Source organism: Gordonia sp. YC-XJ4 (assembly GCF_059511865.1).
This window is the reverse complement of the sequence record NZ_CM183447.1, coordinates 4,476,842-4,499,735: the sequence shown is the minus strand read 5'-3', so window position 1 is coordinate 4,499,735 and position 22,894 is coordinate 4,476,842. Positions and strand designations below refer to the sequence as shown.

Below are 22,894 nucleotides of genomic sequence, written 5' to 3'. Positions count from 1 at the left end.
CACCCCTACCACACCCCACCGACAGAAAACTGCCGCCAGCCCACCAACGAAACCCGTTGTCCACAAGCACCTTTCCCTCCACCGAACTGTCGAATACCCTTGCCATAATTCATATGTTCGAGTATGGTGGAGTCATCACACCGATCAGCCACCGGGGAGGGGCCCATGATCGACACCACCGAAGCTCTTGATGCCGAGGCGGTTTTCGCCGGGATTGTCACCCAACTCAGCGACCTGCAATGGAATCCGGACATGACCGGGCCACAGGCCTTCGGCGCGATGAAGCAAGTCCTTCTGTTGCGCAACCTGGTTGATCACCACGCCACCACCCTCACCGGCGAGATGGACCGGCTGGGCGTGGCCGACCACAAGACCACCCGACTTCGGGAGTTGTTGATCAGCATGGGTTTCGCACCGGCCGTCGCTTCGCGATACGTGCGGATGGCTGCCACCACCGATGTCGACCTGTTGTTGGCGCATGCAGCGGACGGGTCCATCTCGTCCGAACACACCGACGCCATCGTGCGCGGGTTGGCGCACATCGACACCCGATGCCCCGAACCCCTCGACACCGTGCAACGTTGTGAATACCTGCGGAAACTCCTGTCGCACTACTTCGCCGGCTTCACCCCCGCCGAGATCAACCTCTACGCACGACAGTTGGGCAACGAACTGGCCGCGGAGACTCCTGGCGGTTTACCTGCCGCCGAAGACAAGAGAATCAACTCCTACACCGACCGCATCACCGACGACGGACGGCTGGAGATCTCGGCGAACCTCGACATCATCGCCGGCGAGAAAACCAGAACTCTGATGGAAACCTTGTCGGCGCCCAAGCCCCAGCCCGACGGATCCCCGGATCCGCGGACACCCGAACAGATCTGCGCCGCGGCGTTTGAAACGATCGTCGAACTCGCGGCACAGGGATTGGCGGACACCACATTCTCGGCCAAACCCACCAACGGGTTGTTGTGGACGTGGTCGGCGGACAACCCCGCGCTCGGCGGCGATTTGCAGAACATGGGTCCGATCACCGAATCCACCGCCAAGTTGTTGTCGTGTGACACCACGATCACCAGAATCATTCTCAACCCCGACGGCGTACCCCTCGACGTCGGACTCAAAGAACGGCTGTTCACCCCAGGACAACGCAAAGCACTACTCGTCCGTGACCGCGGGTGCATCAAATGCGGTGCACACGCCGGACGCTGCCAAGCACACCATGTGCATCACTGGGCCGATGGTGGTCCCACCGACCTCGATAACGGTTGCCTGCTGTGCAGCAGCTGTCATGACGATGTGCACCACCACGGCTGGGACATCATCATGGGATTCGACCGACACCCCTGGCTGATCCCACCCGCCAGCATCGATCCGCAACGACGACCGGTGCCGTCGTATCACCGACGGACCATGCGACTCGACGACGTAGCAGCCTGACCCACGCTGCCCCCAACCTGATTCCTTGCACCGGCATCGCCGGGACCGCATCTGTTGTTTGAGAACTCCATAGAGAAATACCCCACCCGATGGTCGAGGTGATCGCGTGCCCGTGGACCGGATACCCATCGGTGCAACGGGTCTCGAGGCCCGGCGCCGGGGGCGCCGGACACCTCGACCACCGGGTGGGGAGGGTCCGAGTACCCGATCATCGGGCGGGAAGGCGTCAGTATCCTTCCGTGGCGAGTCGTCACCCCCCGATGGTCGAGGTGTGAGCCGCGTTCGGCGAGCCTCGAGACTGCCTGCGGCAGAGCTGGAACCGGATCACGGAGGACCGGATGCCGATCGTTGCAACGGGTCTCGAGGCCTCGTCCATCGGGGTGGGAACACCGTCGGGCGGGAGCGCGTCAGCGTCCTTCGATGGTCGGTTATTCCTTCTGGGACTTGCGATGGTTGTCGATCACCTTGCCGAACATGAAGTGCATCTTGGTGCCCAGGGGCCAGCCGACGTAGTAGCAGAGGAACAGGGAGATCTCCTCCAGCTGTTCCGGTGTCAGTTCGCCATTGGCCAGCGCCGAGGACGCCTGGATCTCGGCGACGTCGATCTGGCCGGACTGCGCAAGGGCACCGAGGAGTAGGAGTCGGCGGTCGCGGATGGAAAGCCCCTCGCGGGACCAGACTTCGCCGAACACCTGATCAGCGGTGTGGGCGAAGTAGTCGCCGGGCCCGTCGGACATCTCCCAGCCGTAGACCTTCGACATCATGTCGAGTGACTTCTGGCGCTGCTCGGACGTCATGAGAGCTCTCCTTCGTGGTCGTGGTGGGGGACGCCGAGCGCCTCGGCGAGGTCGCGGCGTGCCAACCGACCGAGCGGAAGATCGACGCCCAAGTGATCGGCAAGACCCAATGCCAGCGTGAGATCTTTCTCGCCCAGGGTTCGAACCGATGTGAAGATGCCATACCAGAAATCATCCGGTGCGATCTCGGCGGTGTTGTCGCGCAGCATGATTGCGCCGGCGCCGCCGGTGATGGCATCGGTGTGGCGGACCACTTTTCCCAATTTCACCAGGTCGATACCGGCTGCCTCGGCAAGGCGGGCGGCCTCGGTGGTTGCGGTGAACGAGATGAAGTGGAGCAGGTTTCGCGCCAGTTTCATCTTCGTGCCCGCACCGACGTCCGGACCGGCGTGGACCACCATGTCGGAGGTGAGCGCGAACGGTTCCTTGATTCTCTCGTAGGCGTCGCGCGGGCCGCCGACCATGATCGCCAAACGGCCTTCGGCGGCGCCGGCCGCGCCACCGGAGATCGGGGCGTCGAGCACTGTCACGCCGCGCTCGGCGGCAGCGGCAGCGAGATCGACTGCCGTCTCCGGAGCGATCGTCGAGTGCACGGTGATGATCGTTCCCGGAGCCGCGGTGCTCAACAATCCGCCGTCGCCGCTGACGACTGTGCGGACCTGCTCGTCGTCGAGCACGCAGACCCCGATGACGTCGGTGCGAGAAGCCAGGTCTGACAGCGATTCCGCGCGATCGGCCCCCTGATCGACGAGCTTGGCGACGGCGTCCTCGGACAAGTCGAACACCGTCATCCCGCCGGCCCACTTGGCGAGGCTGCCGGCCATCGGGCCACCGATGTTTCCCAGCCCGACATACCCGAGCCGCAGAGAGCCGGCAGCGTCGGTGCTCACGACCGGATCACCTGCCCGCCGTCGACATTGAAGATCTGGCCGGTGATCCAGCCGGCCTCGTCGGACAACAGGAACAGGCACATGCCCACCAGATCCTCGGGTGTACCGAAGCGCTTGAGGGGCAGGCGGTTCACGATGTCGTCGACCATCTCCTTCGGTGTGGTGCTGCGCGTCGCCTCGGTGTCGATGGGGCCGGGCGCAATGGCGTTGACCCGGATGTTCTGACCGCCGAGCTCGGTGGCCAACTGTTGGGTGAGCCCGTTGACCCCCACCTTCGCGAGGCCGTAGAAGCCGCTGTACAACCATGCCGCGGTGGAGGATTGATTCACGATCGCACCACCATCGGTCATGTGGGAGTACACCGCGCGGGTGACGTTGAGCGCGCCGTCGAGATTCACGCTCATGAACTTCTTGTAGTAGTCCCATGGGACGGTGATCAAGAAGTCCAGCTTCATCCCGCCGTAGATCGCTGCGTTGTTGACCAGACCGTCGATCCGGCCGTACGTGTCCACGGTGGCCTGCGCGAGTGCGGCCGCCGAGTCGGGGTCGGAGACGTCGGTGTGGACGTAGCGTCCACCGATGTCGGCGGCGACCTTCTCGCCGGCCTCGTCGTTGAGATCGGCGACGACCACATTGGCGCCCTCGCCGGCCAGTGCTCGTGCGTAGGCCTCGCCGATGCCTCCGGCGGCGCCGGTGACGATGACGGTCTTGTCGGTGAATCGTGAAGAAGTCATGTGCTGCTGCTCTTTTCGTTGAATGATGAGGTCAGGCGGGTCGGGCGACGGCCTTGGTCTGCAGATACTCCTCGAAGCCGGCGACGCCCATCTCGCGGCCGATACCCGACGCCTTGTAGCCGCCGAAGGGCACGTCGGCGGAGTACCAGATGCCGCCGTTGACGGACATGGTTCCGGTGCGAATGCCGTTGACGACCTTGTTGATCCGATCCTCGTCGGTACCCCACACCGCTCCGGAGAGTCCGTACGGAGAATCGTTGGCGATGCGGATGGCGTCGTCGTCGCCGTCGTGGGGGAGGATCACCAACACCGGCCCGAAGATCTCCTCCTGCGCGACCCGGGACGAATTATCAACCCCGGAGATCAACGTGGGTTCGACGAAGAATCCGGTGGGCTTGTCGGTGGGTCGTCCGCCGCCGATCTCGATGGTGCCACCCTCCGCACGTGCGAGTTCGATGTAGGACTCCACACGCTGACGTTGTCGAGCAGAGATCAAGGGCCCGCAGATGGTTCCGGGGTCGGTCGGGTCGCCCGCGGCGAGTCCGGCGAGGCTGTCGCGGGTGGCGGAGATCGCTTCATCGAGTCGTTCGCGCGGGACGAGCAGTCTCGTGGTGATGGCGCATCCCTGCCCGGCGTGGGTGACCACGGCGAACGCGGCCATCGAGCACGCGGCCGCGAGATCGGCGTCGTCGAGGACGATGAACGCCGACTTCCCGCCGAGTTCGAGGAAGACCTTGGTGAGCGATTCCGCGGCAGCGGCCATCACCTTCTTACCGGTGGCGGTGGACCCGGTGAAGGACACGACGTCGACGCGCGGGTCGCTGCCGAGTTGGGCGCCCACAGCGTGATCGCTGGAGGTGACGATGTTGACGACGCCGGGCGGGAAGTCGGTTTCCTCGGCGATCACCTTGCCGACGAGTGCCGCACACCAGGGGGTGTCAGGAGCGGGCTTGAGGACGACCGTGCATCCGGCGGCAAGTGCCGGCCCGATCTTGGCGAAGTTGATCTGGTGGGGGAAGTTCCACGGCGTGATCGCGCCGACGACGCCGGCCGCCTCGCTGCGCACCTCGCGATGGTTCTTCAGACCCATCGGCTTGGCCTCGCCGAGATCGGTGGTCCACGAATAATTCTCGGCGAGGTCTGCAAAGTAGCCGAGGTCGTTGATCGGTCCTTCCAGCTGCGGCCCGTGCGTCAGGAACACCGGGCAACCGACTTCGGCGACGGTGATATCACGCAGCTCGTCGACGTGCGCGAGCAGGGCGTCGCGCAGCTGCCGGAGGCAACGCGCGCGAAATGAGTGGTCGCGGGACCACGGTGTTTCGTCGAAGGCGCGTCGGGCGGCGGCGATCGCGGCATCCATGTCGGCGGCGTCGGCGTTGGCCGCCTTGCCGATCGCGGCCTCGGTGGCTGGGTTGATGACATCGAAAGTGCCACCCCCGCCGGGGATCAGCTTGCCGTCGATGAGTAGATCCGAGGCGGATACGGGTCTGAGTGACATGAACTGGAACTCCATCTGGACAGGTGTCTGGACTCAAGTTCAAACCTAGTGTAGCGTCGGTCACATGTCCAGCCCCGTATCCCAGGAATCGACCCGACGGCGACTCTCCGCCCAGCAGGCCGAAACCGTTGCCCGGCTGACCGACGCCGCGGTGGACGTGCTCAACGACGAGGGCTTCGACGGGTTGACGGTTCGGGTGGTCGCCAAGCGGGCCGGTGTCGCGCCCGCCACCGCCTACACGTACTTCTCGTCGAAGAGTCACCTTGTGGCCGAGGTGTTCTGGCGCCGACTTGCCGACGGCGTGCCCGACCCCGATCCGGCGCTCGACCCGGCCGACCGGGTGGCCGCCGTGCTGCGCGATGTCTCCCTGGTGGTCGCCGGCGAGGGCCAACTCGGCGGCGCGGTCACCGTCGCACTGTTGGGCACCGACCCCGACGTCGAACACCTGCGTCTGCGCATCGGCGGATTCATCCGCCAACGTCTGGCCCAGGCGCTCGAGGTGGACCCGGAGAACCCGGGGCCGGTCGTCGACGCGCTGGAGATGTTGTACGCCGGCGGGCTCGTGCACGCCGGGATGGGCCACCTCAGCTACGAGCAGACCTCCGAACGTCTGGTCGCCGCCGCCCACCTGCTGATGGAGAAGCAATCGTGATGATGGAGCACACCCGATGACCGACGCCGTTGCCGTGGCCGGGATGCAGGAGCACATTCCGTTCGATCCGTACGCCTATGGCTTTCATGAGGATCCGTATCCCACCTATGCTCGCCTGCGCCGCGAGGCGCCGGTGTATTACAACTCCGAGTTGGATTTCTGGGCGCTGGCCCGGCACGCCGACGTGCGCAGTGCGTTTCGTGACTCGGTGAACCTGTCCAACGCCTGGGGTGTGTCGATGGACCCGGCGTCGTACGGTCCGGACGCACACAAGTCGATGTCGTTTCTGGCACTCGACGACCCCAAACACATGCGCATCCGCAAACTGGTGAGCAAGGGCTTCACCCCGCGCCGCGTCAACGACCTCTCCGGCCGGATCACCGCCCTGACCCACGAACACTGGAGCCGGTGCCTCGACAAGGGCGAATTCGACTACGTCGCCGACTTCGCCGGGCTGCTCCCGATGGACGTCGTGTCGGAGTTGCTCGGCGTCCCCGAGAGTGACCGGGCGTTCCTGCGCAAGCAGTCGGATCTGCTGCTGCATCGCGAGGAGGGGGTGCTCGACGTCCCCGAAGCGGCCGTGTACGCGTATATCGAACTGCACAAATACTATTCGGCGTTGATCGCCGAACGCCGCACCAACCTCGGCGACGACCTCGTCTCGGCACTGCTCACCGCCGAGATCGACGACGAGTCGGGGGACAAGACGGCGCTGTCCGACGACGAGATCGTCGGATTCATGGTGCTGATGGTGGTGGCCGGCAACGAGACGACCACCAAACTGCTTGCCAATGCCCTGTATTGGGCCTGGCGCAATCCCGACGAGATGGCGCGTGTCATCGCCGACCCCGACCTGGTACCCGACTGGACCGAGGAGACGCTGCGCTACGACAACTCGACGCAGATGGTGCTGCGCCGGGTCGCCGCCGACGTCGACTACGGCGAGCACACCATCGCCGCCGGTCAACGGGTGTTGCTGCTGGTCGGTTCGGCCAATCGCGACGAGGACGTCTTCGACGACCCCGACCGCTACCGGATCGGCCGGGACTGCGGTCAGGCGCTGATGAGCTTTGGCATGGGCACCCATTTCTGCCTCGGCGCCCACCTGGCGAGGTTGGAGGCCAACATCGGGCTGACCGAGGTGGCCCGGTCGATCCGATCGGTCGACATCGACATCGAGAACGCGGTGCGTGTGCACTCGGTGAACGTCCGCGGCTTCGCCGAACTCCCGGTACGAGTGACGGTGCGCTGATGGCCTTCCTCCCGCACCCTGCCCGACGCCCGGTCCTGGTGGCCGGCGCATCCTCCGGTATCGGCGCAGCCACCGCCGAATGGCTGGCGGCACAGGGACATCCGGTGGCCTTGGCCGCGCGCCGTGTCGACCGTCTCCAAGAGCTCGCCGACAAGATCACCACCGCAGGCGGGGAGGCCGTCGCGGTGCCCCTCGACGTCACCGACGAGGCGTCGGTCCTCGAGTGTGTCGCCAAGTCGCAGGCCGCGATCGGTGACCTCGAGATCGTCGTCGCCGGCGCCGGCGACCTCGCCGTCGGTTTGTCGTACGAGATCTCGCCTGTCGAGTTCGCCGATCAGATCAACATCCACCTCACCGGCGCCTACCGCCTCTACCGCGCGGTCATCGGCGGCATGATCGAGCGGACGCGCGGGGACTTCGTGTTCATCGGATCCGATGTGGCACTGCACCCACGGCCGTGGTCGTCGGCGTATGTGGCCGCCAAGTCCGGCATCGACGGTCTCGTCGCGACCATCCAACTCGAACTCGAGGGCACCGGCGTGCGCGCCGGGGTGGTGCGGCCGGGCCAGACCCTCACCGGCATGGGCATGAATCTCGACCAGAAGACCACCGAGAACATGCTCAACGACTGGATCACGCACGGATTGGCGCGGCACGGCAATTTCCTTGCCCCGGAACACATTGCGCAGGCGGTCGCGGCCATGGTCGCGATGCCGCGCGGCGCACACATGCGTGCGGTCGAGGTGGAGGCCGAAGGCGCCATCCCCAAGAGCAAACTCCCCCCGAAAGGATCCGACCAATGACCACCCTCACGACCCCGAAACGCGTGTCCGGCGGCGACGGTGAACACGGTCATCTCGACGAGCTCGCCACCGACCCGATCGGCCTGTTCTGGCGGGTTCGCGAGGAGTGCGGTGATGTCGGGCAGTTCCAGCTCGCCGACCGTGAGGTGGTGCTCGTCTCCGGTGCCGCGGCCAACGAGGAGTTCTTCCGCGCACCGGAGGAGGATCTCGACCAGGCGGCCGCATACCCGTTCATGACACCGGTTTTCGGTGAAGGGGTGGTGTTCGACGCGAGTCCCGAGGAGCGCTCCAAGGCGATTCACAACTCGGCGCTCAAGGGCGCGCACATGAAGCAACATGCGGTGACGATTCCCAACGAGGCCGAGCGCATCATCGCCGGATGGGGCGATGAGGGTGAGATCGATCTACTCGAGTTCTTCGGCGAGCTGACCCTCTACACCTCCTCGGCGTGCCTGATCGGCCGCAAGTTCCGCGAGCAACTCGACAAGCACGTCTCCGAACTGTTCCACGACCTGGAGAAGGGCACCGACCCCATCGCCTACGTCGATGCCCACGCCGACATCGAGAGCTTCCGACGCCGCGATGCCGCGCGCGCCGAACTCGTCGAGTACATCCAGGGCGTGATGGGAGAGCGCGTTGCGAACCCGGTGGCGGACAAAGAGGATCGGGACCTGATGGACGTCCTGATCCAGGTCGGCTTCGACGCCGACACCATCACCGGCATGTTCATCTCGATGATGTTCGCCGGCCACCACACCACCCAGGGCACGGCCGCGTGGACCCTCATCGAGCTGCTGCGCAATCCCGAATACCTGCGTCGCGTCTACGACGAACTCGACGAGATCTACGGCGACACACCACCCGGCGAGCGCCCCGAGTACACCTTCGCCCACACCCGGCAGATGCCGTTGCTGGAGAACGCGCTGAAGGAGGCGCTGCGTCTGCATCCGCCGCTGATCATCCTGATGCGATTGGTGCAGAACGATTTCCACATCGAGGAATTCGAGGTGAAGGCCGGTCAGACGATCGCGGTCTCGCCTGCGGTGTCCAATCGGCTGGCCGACGACTTTCCCGATCCCGACACCTTCGACCCGGATCGCTACCTCAAGCCACGCCAGGAGGACTTGGTCAACCGCTGGACCTGGATTCCCTTCGGCGCCGGCCGACACCGTTGTGTGGGAGCGCAATTCGCGATCATGCAACTCAAGGCGATCTTCTCGGTGCTGTTCCAGAACTACGAGTTCGAGATGGCCCAGCCCGCCGACAGCTATCACAACGACCACTCGAAGATGGTGGTGCAGCTTGCGCAACCGTGCCGGGTGCGCTACCGCAAACGGGTCCGGGATACGGAGTCGTGATGCGCATCGAGATCGATCTCGACCTGTGCCAGGGCCACGGGATGTGTGAGATGGAGGCCCCGGAGGTCTTCGTTGCGCACCGCGATCACGCCGAGATCCTCGACAAGGAGCCCGACGAGAGCCTGCGCGAGCAAGTACTCGCCGCCGTGCAGTACTGCCCGACCCAAGCATTGAAAATCATCGACGACGACAACGAATGACGAGGACCTTTCATGCCCTTCGATCGTGCCGAACTGGACGAGATGAAGCAGCGTTGGCTGCAGGCCAACATCGACGCCGAGGCAGCCGGCGACTGGAAACCGTTGGCGGAGTTCTACACCGAAGACGCCACCTACGGCTGGAACTACGGCCCCGACAAGGATTTCATGGCCGTCGGGCGCGACGAGATCCGTGAGATCGCGCTCGGACAGGAGATGGAAGGCCTCGAGGGCTGGACCTACCCGTATCAGGAATGGGTGATCGACGATCAGACGGGCTCGATGATCGGACTGTGGAAGCAGATCTATTCCGGCACCCGCGACGACGGTTCCCACTATGCGCTCGAAGGCATCCAGGGGAGCTGGTTCAAGTATGCCGGTAACTTCCAGTTCTCCTGGCAGCGTGACTTCTTCGACTACGGCAACGTCTCCGCCCTGTTCATCGAGATGCTGAAGAACAATGCGATGAGCGACGGCATGCTCAAACGGATCGAGAAGGCCACCGGCGATCAGCCGGGCTGGTATCCGTTCGGCAAGGCGCCGGTGCCCTTCTGGTGACCTGAGCCCATGACCGATACAGCCCAAGAGATCCCGGCCCGCACCTACTCCGATCTGTCCGGCGACCAGCTCGCCGACCTCATCCCGGAGCTGCTGTTGTCGGGGCAACTCATCGATCGCAGCGGGATGGCTCACCTCATCAGCGCCTTCGGCCGGGACACGATGGCACAGGTGGCCATCGAGGAATGGATGGCCGCGAGTCCGGTCTACACCCACCGGATGCGGAGCGCGTTGGGTATCGACGGTGACGGCGTCGAGGACATGTTCAAATGCCTGCAACTCGACATCGGGGCGCCCCCGCAGTTCATGGACTTCCGCTACGAGGTCACCGACCACCACCACGGCGCGTTCGTGCTGAATCACTGTGGCGCGCTGATGGATGTCGAGCCGCTCGGCGACGAGTACGTCACCGCGATGTGCCACGACATCGAGGACCCGACATTCGACGCGACCGCGATCGCCACCAATCGGCGGGCCCGCATCCGGCCGATCCATCGGCCGCCGCGTCGTCCGGCCGACCGGCACCCGCACTGCGCGTGGACGGTGACGATCGAACCCGACCGTGACGAACTCCCACTGCCGGCCGACGCCGAGACGATGTTCACCACACGTGCCGCGCAGATCGAGCTGGTGGCGATCGATCCGGACGCCGACGACGGGTTCGTCGACTATCGCGGACCGCTCGTCGCGGACCTGCAGTTCCGGGAGTGGTCGCACTCCGCGTTGGCGCGAATCGCCGAAGAGGTTGCCCTCCAACACCAATTGCTCGCATTGGGTTTCTGGACGAGCGTGCGTCGCCACGCCGACTCCGACGAGCAGGCGCGCGAGATCTTCGGCAAACAGTTCACCGGCATCGCGGGGTTGTCGGCGGATCGGTTGCGGCGGGCGCTGCGGCTGGGAACCGACGCCGCAGCGCTCGCGCAGGTGATCGCGTTGGTGCCGGTGCTCGGACCCCGCCGCTACACCGGCATCGAGGTCGATGTCGTGGGGGACGAGGTCGTGGTGACGATCCCCGGCGAGTCCGACGCACGGACCGACGGCGGATGGATCACCCTGCTGACCCACGACCGCATCGAACCGCTGCGCGCGATCGGTGTGGCCGTGGACCCGAGGTGGGTGGTCACCGAGTGCGCACGTACCGGGAGCACGTCCACCGGCAGCGGGCTCAGTGTGCGGTTCGCGCTCGGCGACGTCGAACAGCCCGAGAGCGGCGAGGTGGCGATCACCCGGTTCAGTTCCGGCGCCGACTTCGGCTTCACCGACCGCGGCCGCTCGGTCCCGGTCACCGCGCTGCCGATCACTCCGATCACCAGCGGGGTGTGATGGTCGAACTCGATCTGGCCGGCCGGGTGGCGATGCTCGCGGGTGCCACCCGGGGTATCGGCCTCTCGGTGGCGTACGCACTCGCCGGGCGTGGGGTCTCGCTGGTGATCAACGGACGCGACGACGAGGCCGTGGCCGCGACCGTCGAGGAGATCGTCGGCGGTGGTGGGCAGGCGGTCGGGGTGTGTGGGCCGGCCGGACACGCCGGCGTCGTGGAGAAGATGGCCGACGCCGCGCTGTCCGGGTTCGGTGCACTCGACATCGCCATCAACTGTGCCGGGATCGCCGAGCCGCCGGGGTCGACGGTCCTGACGATCACCGAGGACCAGTTCCGGGAACAGATCGACGCTCACCTGATGAGCGCGTTCCACGTCACCTCGATCGCCGGACGGGTGTTCGCCGAGCAGCAGTCGGGATCGATCGTGCTGACCGGCTCGGCCGCGTCGCTCGGAACCTTCGGTGGCAGTGGATATCCCGCCGCGAAGGGTGGGGTGAACGCACTCGCGCTCGCCGCGGCCGGTGATCTGCGCGATCTCGGTGTGCGCGTCAACGTCGTGATGCCGGGAGCCAAGTCGCGGTTGTCGTCGGGGCCGGAGTACGTGCGGCACATCGAAAGCCTGCATGAGCGGGGCATTCTCGACGAGTTCACCCGAGATGCCGCGCTCGATCCGGCTCCACCCGAGTACGTCGCACCGCTCTACACCTTCCTCGCCAGTGTGGCCGCGTCGGAGATCACCGGTCAGATCTTCAGCGCCGCAGGTGGTTTCATCGGACGATACGATCCGCACCAACCCACCTTCGTCGCCTATCGGGATCACGGCGCCACCGCGCCCTACGACATGAGTGAGCTCGCCGACCTGCTGACCTGACCGAGTGTGGTTGATCCCGGTGAGACTCATTGCTAGTTTCGTCTCATGACCGCTGTGGTGCCGCAGGATCTCCAACCACCCCGCCGATTCCGGGCGTCACCCGACCGTGGCCGGCGGATCGGGCGGCCGTTGCGCGCGTATTGGCGCCTGCGTGAGCCGACGGCCGAGGAGATGTCGCTGCTCGGCCGGCGGCTGATGATGCGCGACGAACCGGCGGCGGCGCTGGTCGCGGCGATGCGCCTGCCGCGGGAGCATCCTGATCGCGTCTCGATGCGCGCGGTCCACCGGGCCCTGCAGGACGGTGTCCCCGCCGACGCCCCCACCGCGTTGCGCGAGTTCTTCGCCCGCGTCGAGGCCACGCCGTCGTGGGTCGATCCGGAACTCGTCGAGTATGGCGCACAGGTCTTCCGGCGGTTCGGACGCAACGCCAACGACGTCCTGCTCGCCCTGTCCCTGATCGGCGGTTACCGCTTCGGCGGGCCGGTTGACCTGCTCGCCGAGACCGGCGGGCTGTCCCGCAGTACCGCGACACGCCGGCTCGGCGAGACCCAGACGTGGGCGATCGCGGTGGGCGCACCCGGCGGCATGGCCCGCGACGGCGACGGGTGGAAACTCACCGTGCACGTCCGGCTGATGCACGCGTTGGTCAACGAGGCCTTCGAGAAGAACGGGCGCTGGGATGCCACGCAGTGGGGGCTGCCGATCAACCAGACCGATCTCGCCTCCACCCTCAACCTCTTCAGTGGCGCGCTCATGATGGGCGTGCGATCCCTCGGTGTGCCCGTCGACGCCGAACAGTCCCGCGCGATCATGCACCTGTGGAAGTACGTGGGCTGGCTCGTCGGCGTCGACGAGGACTGGTTGTTCGACCACGAACGTGATCAGCATCAACTCAGCTATGCGATCCTGTTGTGCCAGACCGGGGTCACCGACGCCGGAGGTGAGTTGTCCAGGGCGTTGGTCGACGCGCAATCCGAACTGCACTACCGGCACACTCCCGATCTCGCCGCGCGCTATACGCGGGAACGGTTGCTGAGCATGCTCGAAGGATTCCTCGGGCCCCGTGGCATGCGGGATCTCGGACTGCCGCAACGCCTTCCGTGGGCATTCGGTGCGGCGTGGGTGCGCAACACCGTCGGCCATCGGGTCCTCGGCCGGACCCCGGTGGCCGACCGCTACCTCGAATGGCGCGGACGCCGGGCCCGTGAACTCGCGACCTACCGGCACTTCGGCTCCGCCGATGCCGACATCGGTGCACTGCCCGTGTGAGGTGGTTCCGACCGGTCAGCGTGTGACCGCGCGTCGGGCGGCTCGACGCTGTACCCAATAGCGGGCCGCGGCCCGCACCGAGTCCTCGACAGAGCCCGGATGCCAATCGTATTCGTCGCTCGCCCGCCGGTGATCCATGGGCGACATGCAATGCATCAATCGCACCGTGTCCACCGACAGTCGTTGTGGTGTCCCGGTGATCCGCGATCGGAGATCGCCGCCGGCTCCGAGCGCGTACATCGCCGGGCGGGGCAACGTCGGTCGCGGGGGCGCGACGCCCGCCTCGTCGGCGGCGATCCGGATGATCTCCCCGAGGTCGAGGTAGTCGGCGCTGACGATGTAGCGTTCGCCGATCCGGCCGCCGCGGGAGGCCCGGATCAGTGCCTCGGCGGCGTCGTCGACGCCGACCGTTTCCGCGCACATCCCGCGCAGCCCGAACGGCAACTTGCCCAAGGCGGCTCCGGCCACGAAGGCGCCGTGCGGGGTGGGTTTGACGTCGCCGGGGCCGTAGGTGTTGGAGACGCACATCGCGACCACCGGCACGCCACGCCCGGCGGCGTCGAGCGCCGTGCGCTCGCCCGCAACCCGCGACAGCACATAGGCATTCGCGGTCGAGGCCCAGTTGAACGCATCGCTCTCCGACGCCGGCCGACCCCGCACCCGACCGATGGTGCACATACTCGAGGTGTAGACGAACCGTTCCAGATCGTGGCGGGCGGCGACGTCGAGGACCCCGCGCAGGATCTCGACATTGGTGCGCCACAGCGGTTTCCGATCACGAATCCACGCGCGGGTGTCGACGACGGAGTAGATCACCCGAGCGGCACCCGACATCGCCCGCGACACCGCGTCGGCGTCGTCGAGTTCGCCGACGACGGTCTCGACGTCGAGGTCGTCGAGCATCGAGGTGTCCGAGCCCGGCCGCACCATCACCCGCACCGCTGCGCCAGGCTCGGCGCCGGTCCGGCTGCTGCTTGCCTGAGCCAGGAGGCGACCGACCACCCGCGCACCGAGGAAACCGGTGGCGCCGAACACCGTGGTGAGGGCCGGTGTCACCGGGGCATCTCCGGCGCGAGATCGGCGAGCGCGACGGCGGCGCGATGCGCCATGGCGGCGAACATGGCGTCACCGCGGGCGGTCGGGCGGGCGGCACCGGCTCCGAACACGACGATCAGCGGTGCCTGGATGAGATTGCCGAGATAGTCCGCCCAGCACGTCTCGGCGGTGTAGTCGCGCACCCCGAGTTCGACGAGACGTCGGTGGTAGGCGGCGACGATGTCACGTTCGTGCGCGCGGCGATCCGCCACGTCGAGGCTCGTGACGAGCAGGAAGGCGATGTCGCGCAACGCCGATCCGGTGGTGATGGTCTGCCAGTCGACGACGGTGACCGCGCCGTCCGGCCCGAACAGCACGTTGTCGATCCGTAGGTCACCGTGGATGAGTGCGGTGTGCGAGGTCGGTGCGACCAGCCAGGCGCCGGCATGACCGACCAGCCAGTCCAGCAACTCGTTCTCCGCCGCGCCCGGGTGGAATCGGTCGCGGAATTGTTCGGTCATCGGCGCGAGGACCGAGTCCATCAGCTCCCGGTCGTCGGACGTGGGCAGGGGAAAGCGTTGCAGCAGAGCGGGATCGTTCCAGCGTGGAGCGTGCAGGCCCGCAGCCGCGAGGGCCACCGCCTGTGCCTGCCCGGCGGTGCAGCCGGCGATCTGGTCGCCCTGATGCGCCGCACCCATGTCCTCGAGCAGCACCACGAACTCGCTGCAGCTCTCCGACAGGGCCGCGGCGTAGCAGGCGGGGACGGGAACGGCGAACTCCGTGGCCAGTTCTCGATAGAACGTGACCTCGTTGCGGAACGCACCCGAGGCGAACTCGCGTTGGCCCGGATCCCCGGTCGCCAGTTTGGCGATCATGGTCGACGGCAGCTCGGTCGGGCCGTCGAATGTCATTCGGAGGCGCAAGGAGTCGGCCATCTGGCCGGTGCCGACCGGCGTGGCCTCGACGGTACGGACCACCGCGTGGTGACCGGAGTCGGCCAGCAATTCGGTGAGAAGTGCCGGCGTGAGGTGCTCGACGGCGGTGGGGATGTCGGTGACGGTCATGAATGGTGTCCTCGGCCGGGATTGGTGGGCAACGGGTGTCGCGGACGGCGGTCCAGCGTGCGATACGCGCCGACGATGTCGTCGATCTCGGTGGGGGCCACGCCATGCAGGATCACCGAGTCGACGCCGAGGTCGAACTGGTCGGCAACCGCGGTTGCGCAGGCCCGTGGCGAGCCGACCGCACAGTCGGCCACCCACGAGTCCGGGATTGCGCCGGCAAGTTCGTCGAGTTGCGCCTCGGTGGCGCTCGCGTCGATCGGCCCGCGAGCGTCGGTGAATGCGGCGGTGGCCCGGATGCGATCCAGATCCACGGTGTCCCAATCGTTCGCGCCGATGAGCACCTCCGGGTAGCCCTGCAGATAGGTGGCGAGACGCCCGTGGAGGCGGCGTGACCGGTCGTCGGCGTCGAGGTCGTCGGGGACGGTGGCCAGTACCGACCAGATGCGCACCGAGTCCGGGTCGCGGCCGGATGCCTCGGCGGCGGTGCGCACGCGGGTGACCGCGGCGCGGGTGGCGTCGGCGGTGAGAAAGGTGTGCAGGACAACGCCGTCGGCGATCCGCCCGGCGAGGTCGAGCGTCTTCGGCGACATGGTCACCAACAGCACCGGCGGCGGCGGATCGAGCGTGATGCCCAGGGACAACAGGGGATACGAGCCGGACGGTCCGTCGTGTCCGACGATCATCTCACCCGACCACAGTCGGCGCAGCACGCCGACCGCGTCCTCGATACCGGCACCGGTGATCGTCGGCAGGCCGAGGATCTGCCACTGCGGTGTGATCCCTCGTCCCAGCCCGAGCGCGAACCGCCCCGACGACAACTCGTCGAGCGTGGCGGCCATGGTGGCGGTGACGATCGGGTGGCGGGTGGTGTGATTGGTCGCCGCGGTGGCCAAACCGAGGCGGGTGGTCGCCGCCGCGAGCGCCCCGCTCAACACCGCGGCGTCCTTGACGTTGAAGCGTTCGGAGACGAATGCGGTTCCCAGGCCCAGACGTTCGGCATGCGCCGCCTCGTCGACGAGTTCGGCCGGACGCACCGGATGCCGGGACAGCGCGTAGTAGCCGAGCTCGGTCAGCTGCGGACGGTCGGTGCCGGTGTCTGGGGTGTCGGTGTCTGGGGTGACAGGGCCTGGGGTGACCGGAACCGCACCGGTCATGCCGGTGCCGGGGTCGCGGTCGACACGTGGTAGGTGTGTGCGCGGGCCGGGCGCACCCAGAGCGTTCCGTCGCCGGGGACCACACCCTCGGACTTCAGTTGCCGTTTGACGATCTTGTTGGTGGCCGTCGTCGGCAGCGTCTTCGCGATCCGCACATATCGGGGCCAGGCCTTGGGGGAGAGATCGGGTTGGGCGGCGAGCGCGGCGGCGAAGTCGTCGGGATCGATGGACGTGTCGTCGTCGAGCACGATCGCCGCCATCACCGCGTCGCCGACCCGGTCGTCGGGGACCCCGTAGACGGCGACCTGACTGATCCCCGGAATACGTTGCAGGACACGCTCGATGGGTCCGGCGGTCATGTTCTCCCCGTCGACGCGCATCCAGTCGCCGGTGCGGCCGGCCAGATAGATCCAGTCGTTGTCATCCTTGTAAGCGAGGTCACCCGACCAGTACATGCCGTCGCGGAGCCGTTCGCCGGTGGTGGCCTCGTCGTTGTAGTACCCGGTGAACATGCCTGCGCCCGAGGTGTTCACGAGTTCACCGATGGCCTCGTCGGCGTTGATCAGCGCGCCGCCCGCGTCGAAGCGTGCGCGTGCGCATTCGGTGGTGGTGGCCGGATCGTACACGGCCACACCGGGAAAGCCCTTGCCGATGGAGCCGGGTGGGGTGCCGGGTTCACGGGTGACGATGATGGCGAGCTCACTCGACCCGTAACCGTCCCACACGCTGCAATCGAAACGCCGGGCGAAGTCGGCGATGTCCTGATCGGTGGCCTCATTGCCGAAGGCCGCGCGCAGCGGATTGTCGGCGTCGTCGGGTTGTTCGGGGGTGGCGAGGATGTAGGCGAGCGGTTTGCCCACGTAATTCATGAACGTCACGCCGTGGCGGCGGACGTCGTCGAGAAAGGTCGACGCGGAGAACCGGGCCGGGACGATCGCTGCGCCCGCGGTGGCGGCGACGCTGTACCCGCCGAGCAGCGCGGCCGAGTGGAACAGCGGCATCGACAGATAGCAGATGTCATCGGAGGTGATGCCGAACTTGTCGACCAGGGGAGGGCCGGCGAAGGGAATCAGCATGTGCGCCAGCCGAACCGGCTTGGGGTTTCCGCTCGTGCCGGAGGTGAAGATGAGCATGAACGGGTCCATCGCGCCCGGCGTCGAGTAGGCAACCAGCTCGCCGGCCGCGTCGACGCGGTGCGACCATTCCGCGGTGGAGGTGTCGATGACGGTGACTCCGGGCAAGTCGAGCCCGGTGAGGAGATCGCGATGTTCGGCGTCGGTCAGCAAGATCTGGCAGTCGGCGCGGGCGATGTCGCCGGCAAGTGCCTCGCCGCGGCGGGTGTTGTTGATGCCCGCGGTGACGTAGCCGCCGAGGGCCCCGGCGGCCAGCGCGGTCAACATGGTCGGGGTGTTTCCGAGCAGTGTGCCGACGTGCATCGGCCGCTGCGGGTCGGCGAGGGAGAGTACCGCCGAGGCCATTCGGCGGGCGTCGGCGATGTGGTCGCGCCACGTACGGCGCGTGTCGTCGTCGATGATGGCGACGTTGTCGTCGTCGGCGCGTTCGAGGAGCAGCTGGGTCACGGTCTCGGCCATGCCCCAAATCTAGAACGTGTTCCAGCCCGGTGTTTACAGATTTCCAGAATTGTCTACTGGGACGTCCGACGGGTTGGGCCTCAACCCGCCGACGGCGCCCTCGGGTGTGCCGAGAGCGCCGTCGGGTGAGGTGTCAGCGCTGGATCGTCGCGGTGCCGGGGGAGAGGGTGAAGGTGTCGCCACCCTTGCCGAGCACGGTCACCGTGAACTCCAGGGTTCCCGGACCGGTCTTCAGCTCCGGACTGAGTGCGGGCTTACCGGCCGAGCACGCCGGGAAGGTGGCATCGTCGCTGGTGTGAGCCGAGGTGTTCTTCCAGCTCACCGCGACTTTCGCATCGCTGAGCGAGGTTGCGCACGCGTCCTTGGGCATGGGCTCGAGCCAGACGACGGTCGAGTCCGCGCCGGTTGCCGCTGCTGCGAGCGGTGCGACGAATCCGCCCGTCGGCATCGCGCCCGAGCGGCTGACGCCGATGGTCGGCGTCTGCTGCGACGCGTCGAGGGTGCGGACGTCCTGCGGGGTGGTCTGCGGAGCCGCCGCAGCGGTGCCCGCAGCCAGTGGAGCGATCGCGCATGCTCCGAGGGTCAGGCACGCGCCGAGTGCGGCGCGTCGGTGAGTGAACTTCATCTGCAACATTGGTAACATCAGCCCCTTTCGTACCAAACGATATCAGTGCGATCAGCCGGCGACAACGGCGCGAACGCCCCGTCGTGCGCAGCGGATCAGCGGAAGTGGATGTCGGCGACGCCCTCGCACAGCAGCAATCCGTCGTGTGCGGTCATGCGCGCGGCAAGAGCCGCCACACGCCGGCCCGTCTTGACCGGGGTCACCTCGACGATGACGTCACCGCCGTGCACCGCGGGCGACCGGAAGAACCCGACCGACATGTCGGCGACCCGGTAATCGGCACCGGCCGGGGCCAGCGCCTGGCCGGCGAACGAGAAGGCCTGGCCGACGATGGTGGCGATGACGCCGCCGTGCATCGTGCCGAAGACATTGCCCATCCATGGCTCGGTGGTCGCCGTGAATCGAATGGCACCGTCGTCACCGACGAGATCGACGCCGCCGTTGAGCAGGGTGGTCAGCGGGCCGGCGTCGCGGACCCGCGCCGAGATCTGGGCAACCACGTCGCGCCCGTCAAGCGTGGGCGGTAGCGCCTCGGGAAGCAGAATACCTTGGGTATCAGCACAATTCGGGACGTCGAACACCGGAGTCTCGGTGGTGCCGTCGGTGGTGGCACGACCGACGCGCATGTTCCGCGCCGTCCCGATGCAGCACAATTGGCCGGCCTCGGTCCGGATCTGTACCGGGGTGACGCCGGTGTGGTCGTCGTGCATGGCGATCTGCGCGTCGCAGGTGAGCCGGTCGTCGACGTCGACGTGTCCCAGCGCCGACATGGTCAGCCGTGCCTGCATGCTCAGTGCGCCCGACCGCGTGCCCGCGAGGTGGAAGGGGATGCCACCGATGTGGTCGAAGAGGACGCCGAACGCCGGGAGGTCGATTCGGCCCCGGTGGTCGGCGAATTGTGCGCAGAGTTGTTGTTGCGCGCTCGCCTGGGTGCCGGACACCGTCAGGCCGCCGACATGGAACACCGACAGCGGGTCGCGAACCGTCGTGGAGCTGGGTGACATATCGGTCATTGCTCAGTCCTATCACCCGATCTCGGCGACGTCCTTGCGGCGTTCACCGGGTGTGACGCAGGTCGCGAACCGGCGGCGAGGCGACGAGGAAGGCGCTGTCGAAGATCTGGCGAGCGCTGTCGGCGAGGAGAGGAGCGCCGTCGCGGAGAAAACAATCATGCGCGCTTGATTTTTTGATGGTCGCGTGTGACGCTGGTCGCATGTCGCTCGTGCAGGAGGTCGTCGCCGACCTCGCCGCCGCCTCGGCGGAACTCGATGACCTGGTCGCCGACCTCGACGCGGACGGGTGGGCGACCCCCACCCCCGCGCCCGGGTGGACCATCGCCCACCAGATCGCGCATCTGGGGTGGACCGATGAGGTGGCCGCGGTCGCCGCCACCGATCCGGAGGCTTTTGCCGAGATCACCCGCGAGGCGATGAAGGATCCGGCCGGTTTCGTCGACGCGGCCGCGGAGAAGGGTGCACAGATGTCTCCCGCCGACCTGCTCACGCAGTGGCGGACGGCGCGCGAGTCGCTGGGCCGTGCGCTGCTCGCGGTGCCCGAGGGGACGAAGATCCCGTGGTTCGGGCCGCCCATGTCGGCGACCTCGATGGCCACCGCACGGCTGATGGAGACGTGGGCCCACGGCCTCGACGTCGCCGACGCGCTCGGCGTGACGCTTCCGCCCACCGACCGCATCAAGGCGGTCGTGCACATCGGCGTACGCACCCGTGACTTCGCCTACGCCGTCAACGGAAGGACGCCGCCGGCCACGCCGTTCCGCTTCGAGATCACCGCGCCGTCGGGGGACCTGTGGACGTGGGGACCCGCCGACGCCACCGATGTGGTGCGCGGCCCGGCTGTCGATTTCTGTGAACTGGTCACCCAGCGTCGTGCCCCGGCCGATCTCGATCTGGAGATCGTCGGGGACAATGCCCGTGAATGGTCCACGATCGCACAGTGTTTCGCCGGACCGCCCGGCGCCGGGCGCGAGCCTTCGAACATTCCCGCACCCTCGACGGAAGGTCGATAGATGACTCCGAATCCGGTCCGTATCGGTAATGCGTCGGGGTTCTACGGCGACCGTTTCTCGGCGATGCGGGAGATGCTCGAGGGCGGTGAACTCGACTACCTCACCGGCGATTACCTCGCCGAGCTCACCATGCTCATCCTCGGCCGCGATCGCATCAAGGACCCGAAAACCGGCTACGCCAAGACATTTCTGCGTCAGATGGAGGAGTGCCTCGGCCTCGCCGTCGACAAGGGCGTGCGCATCGTGTCCAACGCGGGTGGCCTCAATCCGCACGGACTCGCCGTCGCCCTGCGAGAACTCGCCGAGAAGGTGGGCGTGAACGTCGGCGTGGCCTTCGTCGACGGCGACGACCTCCTCGACCGGGCCGCCGAACTGGGTCTGGGAAAACCGTTGACCGCCAACGCCTACCTCGGTGCCTTCGGGATCAAGACCGCACTCGACGCCGGCGCCGACATCGTCGTCACCGGCCGCGTCACCGACGCCTCGCTCACCGTCGGTCCGGCCGCGAGTGCCTTCGACTGGGGATATGGCGACCTCGATGCACTCGCCGGCGCGGTCGTGGCCGGACACGTCATCGAATGCGGCGCCCAGGCCACCGGCGGCAACTACGCGTTCTTCACCGAACTCGGCCTCACCGACTCCCCGAGCGCCGGGCATCTGGGCTTCCCGATCGCCGAGATCGGCGCCGACGGTTCTTCGGTGATCACCAAACATGCCGGTACCGGAGGTGCGGTGACCGTCGGAACGGTGACCGCACAACTGCTTTACGAGGTCGGCGGCCCGCGTTATCTCGGCCCGGACGTCACCACCCGACTCGACACCATCGCCCTCACCCAGCAGGGGGACGATCGGGTCGCGATCACCGGAGTGCGTGGTGAGGCGCCGCCGAACACCACCAAGGTCTCGCTCAATCACCTTGCGGGTGTGCGCAACGAGATCACCATGATCCTCACCGGCCTCGACATCGAGGCCAAGGCGGAGTTGTTCAAGAGTCAATTCCTCGCGGCCCTGCCCACCGAGCCCGAACAGATCACCTGGGAGCTCTCGCGACTCGACCGCGACGACGCCACCACCGAGGAGCAGGCCTCGGCGCTGCTGCGTTGTGTCGCCCGCGACCCCGACGCCGCCACGGTGGGCCGCGCGTTCTCCTCGGCCGCAGTCGAACTCGCGTTGGCCAGCTACCCCGGATTCAGCATGACCGCACCACCCGGACACGGCTCGCCCTACGGCGTGTTCGAACCCGGATATGTCGACGCAGCGGCCGTCGAACATCGGGTTGCGTTGCCCGACGGAGTGGTCGAGCGCATCGAGCCCAGTCCGCTGCGCACGACGGTCGAGGCCGACGAGCCGGTCAACCGTGCACCCGGCGGCGCCGCACCCGACCCCGAGCCCACCGGGATGATGCCACTGGGCACCCTGGCGGGCGCGCGCAGCGGCGATAAGGGTGGCAGCGCGAACATCGGTGTGTGGGTGCGTGATCCGGAACATTTCGAGTGGCTCGACGCCACACTCGACACCGATCTGCTGACGACCTTGCTCCCCGAGGTTGCCGACCTCACCGTGCACCGGTATCGGCTGCCCAACCTGCTGGCGGTCAACTTCGTCATCGAGGGCGTGCTCGGGCGCGGGGTCGCCGACAACGTGCGCTTCGATCCGCAGGCCAAGGGGATGGGGGAGTGGCTGCGCTCGCGGCCGGTGCCGATCCCACTGAGATTCCTCGAGAATGCCACCAGCCCAACGACAACCGGTCAGGACTGA

At 67.0% G+C, this 22,894-nt stretch carries 22 protein-coding genes; 12 read left to right on the top strand and 10 right to left on the bottom strand.

What is annotated here, in order from left to right; all coding sequences use genetic code 11:
* Nucleotides 1-165: 165 nt before the first annotated feature.
* On the top strand, nucleotides 166-1,440 hold the full coding sequence (locus tag AC5ZH6_RS19955) for an HNH endonuclease (protein ID WP_496167721.1): 1,275 nt from the start codon (nucleotides 166-168) through the stop codon (nucleotides 1,438-1,440).
* 428 nt (nucleotides 1,441-1,868) lie between these two features.
* Here AC5ZH6_RS19955 and AC5ZH6_RS19950 read toward each other — a convergent pair whose 3' ends face one another.
* From AC5ZH6_RS19950 to AC5ZH6_RS19935, 4 genes are read right to left on the bottom strand one after another with little or no spacing between them, the layout of a single operon-like run.
* Nucleotides 1,869-2,237 carry a carboxymuconolactone decarboxylase family protein gene (locus tag AC5ZH6_RS19950; RefSeq protein WP_006367798.1) on the bottom strand — a complete coding sequence of 123 codons (369 nt, stop codon included), beginning with the start codon at nucleotides 2,235-2,237 and terminating at the stop codon, nucleotides 1,869-1,871.
* Complete coding sequence (locus AC5ZH6_RS19945; RefSeq protein WP_006367799.1) at nucleotides 2,234-3,127, bottom strand: NAD(P)-dependent oxidoreductase; 894 nt, start codon at nucleotides 3,125-3,127, stop codon at nucleotides 2,234-2,236. Before AC5ZH6_RS19945 ends, AC5ZH6_RS19950 begins: the two co-directional genes overlap by 4 nt.
* A complete protein-coding gene (locus AC5ZH6_RS19940; RefSeq protein ID WP_006367800.1) occupies nucleotides 3,124-3,861 on the bottom strand; it encodes an SDR family oxidoreductase in 738 nt (245 codons plus the stop codon). The genes AC5ZH6_RS19945 and AC5ZH6_RS19940 overlap by 4 nt, the downstream gene beginning before the upstream one ends.
* Before the next feature lie 31 nt (nucleotides 3,862-3,892).
* Nucleotides 3,893-5,359: an aldehyde dehydrogenase gene (locus AC5ZH6_RS19935; RefSeq protein ID WP_006367801.1), complete on the bottom strand. Its 1,467-nt coding sequence runs from the start codon at nucleotides 5,357-5,359 to the stop codon at nucleotides 3,893-3,895.
* A 64-nt stretch (nucleotides 5,360-5,423) separates the two neighbouring features.
* Here AC5ZH6_RS19935 and AC5ZH6_RS19930 point away from each other — a divergent pair, with 64 nt between their 5' ends.
* The 9 genes from AC5ZH6_RS19930 to AC5ZH6_RS19890 are packed head-to-tail and all read left to right on the top strand — an operon-like array spanning nucleotide 5,424 to nucleotide 13,640.
* Nucleotides 5,424-6,011: a TetR/AcrR family transcriptional regulator gene (locus AC5ZH6_RS19930; RefSeq protein ID WP_006367802.1), complete on the top strand. Its 588-nt coding sequence runs from the start codon at nucleotides 5,424-5,426 to the stop codon at nucleotides 6,009-6,011.
* A 16-nt stretch (nucleotides 6,012-6,027) separates the two neighbouring features.
* Nucleotides 6,028-7,263: a cytochrome P450 gene (locus AC5ZH6_RS19925; protein ID WP_006367803.1), complete on the top strand. Its 1,236-nt coding sequence runs from the start codon at nucleotides 6,028-6,030 to the stop codon at nucleotides 7,261-7,263.
* Nucleotides 7,263-8,066 (top strand): SDR family oxidoreductase, encoded by an 804-nt coding sequence (locus AC5ZH6_RS19920; RefSeq protein ID WP_006367804.1) that lies wholly within the window; start codon nucleotides 7,263-7,265, stop codon nucleotides 8,064-8,066. The genes AC5ZH6_RS19925 and AC5ZH6_RS19920 overlap by 1 nt, the downstream gene beginning before the upstream one ends.
* Nucleotides 8,063-9,424, top strand: coding sequence for a cytochrome P450 (locus AC5ZH6_RS19915; protein WP_006367805.1), 1,362 nt, complete (start codon nucleotides 8,063-8,065; stop codon nucleotides 9,422-9,424). The genes AC5ZH6_RS19920 and AC5ZH6_RS19915 overlap by 4 nt, the downstream gene beginning before the upstream one ends.
* Entirely contained in the window at nucleotides 9,424-9,624 is a 201-nt protein-coding gene (locus tag AC5ZH6_RS19910) for a ferredoxin (RefSeq protein ID WP_006367806.1), read from the top strand. The genes AC5ZH6_RS19915 and AC5ZH6_RS19910 overlap by 1 nt, the downstream gene beginning before the upstream one ends.
* A gap of 12 nt (nucleotides 9,625-9,636) precedes the next feature.
* Nucleotides 9,637-10,179 carry a nuclear transport factor 2 family protein gene (locus AC5ZH6_RS19905; RefSeq protein WP_006367808.1) on the top strand — a complete coding sequence of 181 codons (543 nt, stop codon included), beginning with the start codon at nucleotides 9,637-9,639 and terminating at the stop codon, nucleotides 10,177-10,179.
* Between the two features lie 9 nt (nucleotides 10,180-10,188).
* Nucleotides 10,189-11,502, top strand: a complete 1,314-nt coding sequence (locus AC5ZH6_RS19900; RefSeq protein WP_006367811.1) for a hypothetical protein — start codon at nucleotides 10,189-10,191, stop codon at nucleotides 11,500-11,502.
* Entirely contained in the window at nucleotides 11,502-12,371 is an 870-nt protein-coding gene (locus tag AC5ZH6_RS19895; protein ID WP_006367814.1) for an SDR family NAD(P)-dependent oxidoreductase, read from the top strand. The genes AC5ZH6_RS19900 and AC5ZH6_RS19895 overlap by 1 nt, the downstream gene beginning before the upstream one ends.
* 45 nt (nucleotides 12,372-12,416) lie before the next feature.
* Nucleotides 12,417-13,640 (top strand): oxygenase MpaB family protein, encoded by a 1,224-nt coding sequence (locus AC5ZH6_RS19890; RefSeq protein ID WP_006367815.1) that lies wholly within the window; start codon nucleotides 12,417-12,419, stop codon nucleotides 13,638-13,640.
* A 15-nt stretch (nucleotides 13,641-13,655) separates the two neighbouring features.
* Here the strand turns inward: AC5ZH6_RS19890 and AC5ZH6_RS19885 are convergent, their stop codons facing one another.
* The 6 genes from AC5ZH6_RS19885 to AC5ZH6_RS19860 form a co-directional block, all read right to left on the bottom strand.
* Nucleotides 13,656-14,696, bottom strand: coding sequence for an NAD-dependent epimerase/dehydratase family protein (locus AC5ZH6_RS19885; protein WP_006367817.1), 1,041 nt, complete (start codon nucleotides 14,694-14,696; stop codon nucleotides 13,656-13,658).
* The gene (locus AC5ZH6_RS19880; protein WP_006367818.1) at nucleotides 14,693-15,739 is read right to left on the bottom strand and encodes a phosphotransferase; all 1,047 of its coding nucleotides are present in this window, start codon (nucleotides 15,737-15,739) and stop codon (nucleotides 14,693-14,695) included. The genes AC5ZH6_RS19885 and AC5ZH6_RS19880 overlap by 4 nt, the downstream gene beginning before the upstream one ends.
* A complete protein-coding gene (locus tag AC5ZH6_RS19875) occupies nucleotides 15,736-16,893 on the bottom strand; it encodes a TIGR03857 family LLM class F420-dependent oxidoreductase (RefSeq protein WP_006367820.1) in 1,158 nt (385 codons plus the stop codon). Before AC5ZH6_RS19875 ends, AC5ZH6_RS19880 begins: the two co-directional genes overlap by 4 nt.
* The gene (gene fadD1, locus AC5ZH6_RS19870; protein ID WP_006367822.1) at nucleotides 16,890-18,485 is read right to left on the bottom strand and encodes a fatty-acid--CoA ligase FadD1; all 1,596 of its coding nucleotides are present in this window, start codon (nucleotides 18,483-18,485) and stop codon (nucleotides 16,890-16,892) included. Before fadD1 ends, AC5ZH6_RS19875 begins: the two co-directional genes overlap by 4 nt.
* A gap of 133 nt (nucleotides 18,486-18,618) precedes the next feature.
* Nucleotides 18,619-19,110: a hypothetical protein gene (locus AC5ZH6_RS19865; RefSeq protein ID WP_231386612.1), complete on the bottom strand. Its 492-nt coding sequence runs from the start codon at nucleotides 19,108-19,110 to the stop codon at nucleotides 18,619-18,621.
* 95 nt (nucleotides 19,111-19,205) lie between these two features.
* Complete coding sequence (locus AC5ZH6_RS19860) at nucleotides 19,206-20,123, bottom strand: PaaI family thioesterase (RefSeq protein WP_006367825.1); 918 nt, start codon at nucleotides 20,121-20,123, stop codon at nucleotides 19,206-19,208.
* A 200-nt stretch (nucleotides 20,124-20,323) separates the two neighbouring features.
* Here AC5ZH6_RS19860 and AC5ZH6_RS19855 point away from each other — a divergent pair, with 200 nt between their 5' ends.
* Both AC5ZH6_RS19855 and AC5ZH6_RS19850 read left to right on the top strand, forming a co-directional pair.
* Nucleotides 20,324-21,136, top strand: a complete 813-nt coding sequence (locus tag AC5ZH6_RS19855) for a TIGR03084 family metal-binding protein (protein WP_006367827.1) — start codon at nucleotides 20,324-20,326, stop codon at nucleotides 21,134-21,136.
* Nucleotides 21,137-22,894, top strand: coding sequence for an acyclic terpene utilization AtuA family protein (locus tag AC5ZH6_RS19850; RefSeq protein WP_006367828.1), 1,758 nt, complete (start codon nucleotides 21,137-21,139; stop codon nucleotides 22,892-22,894).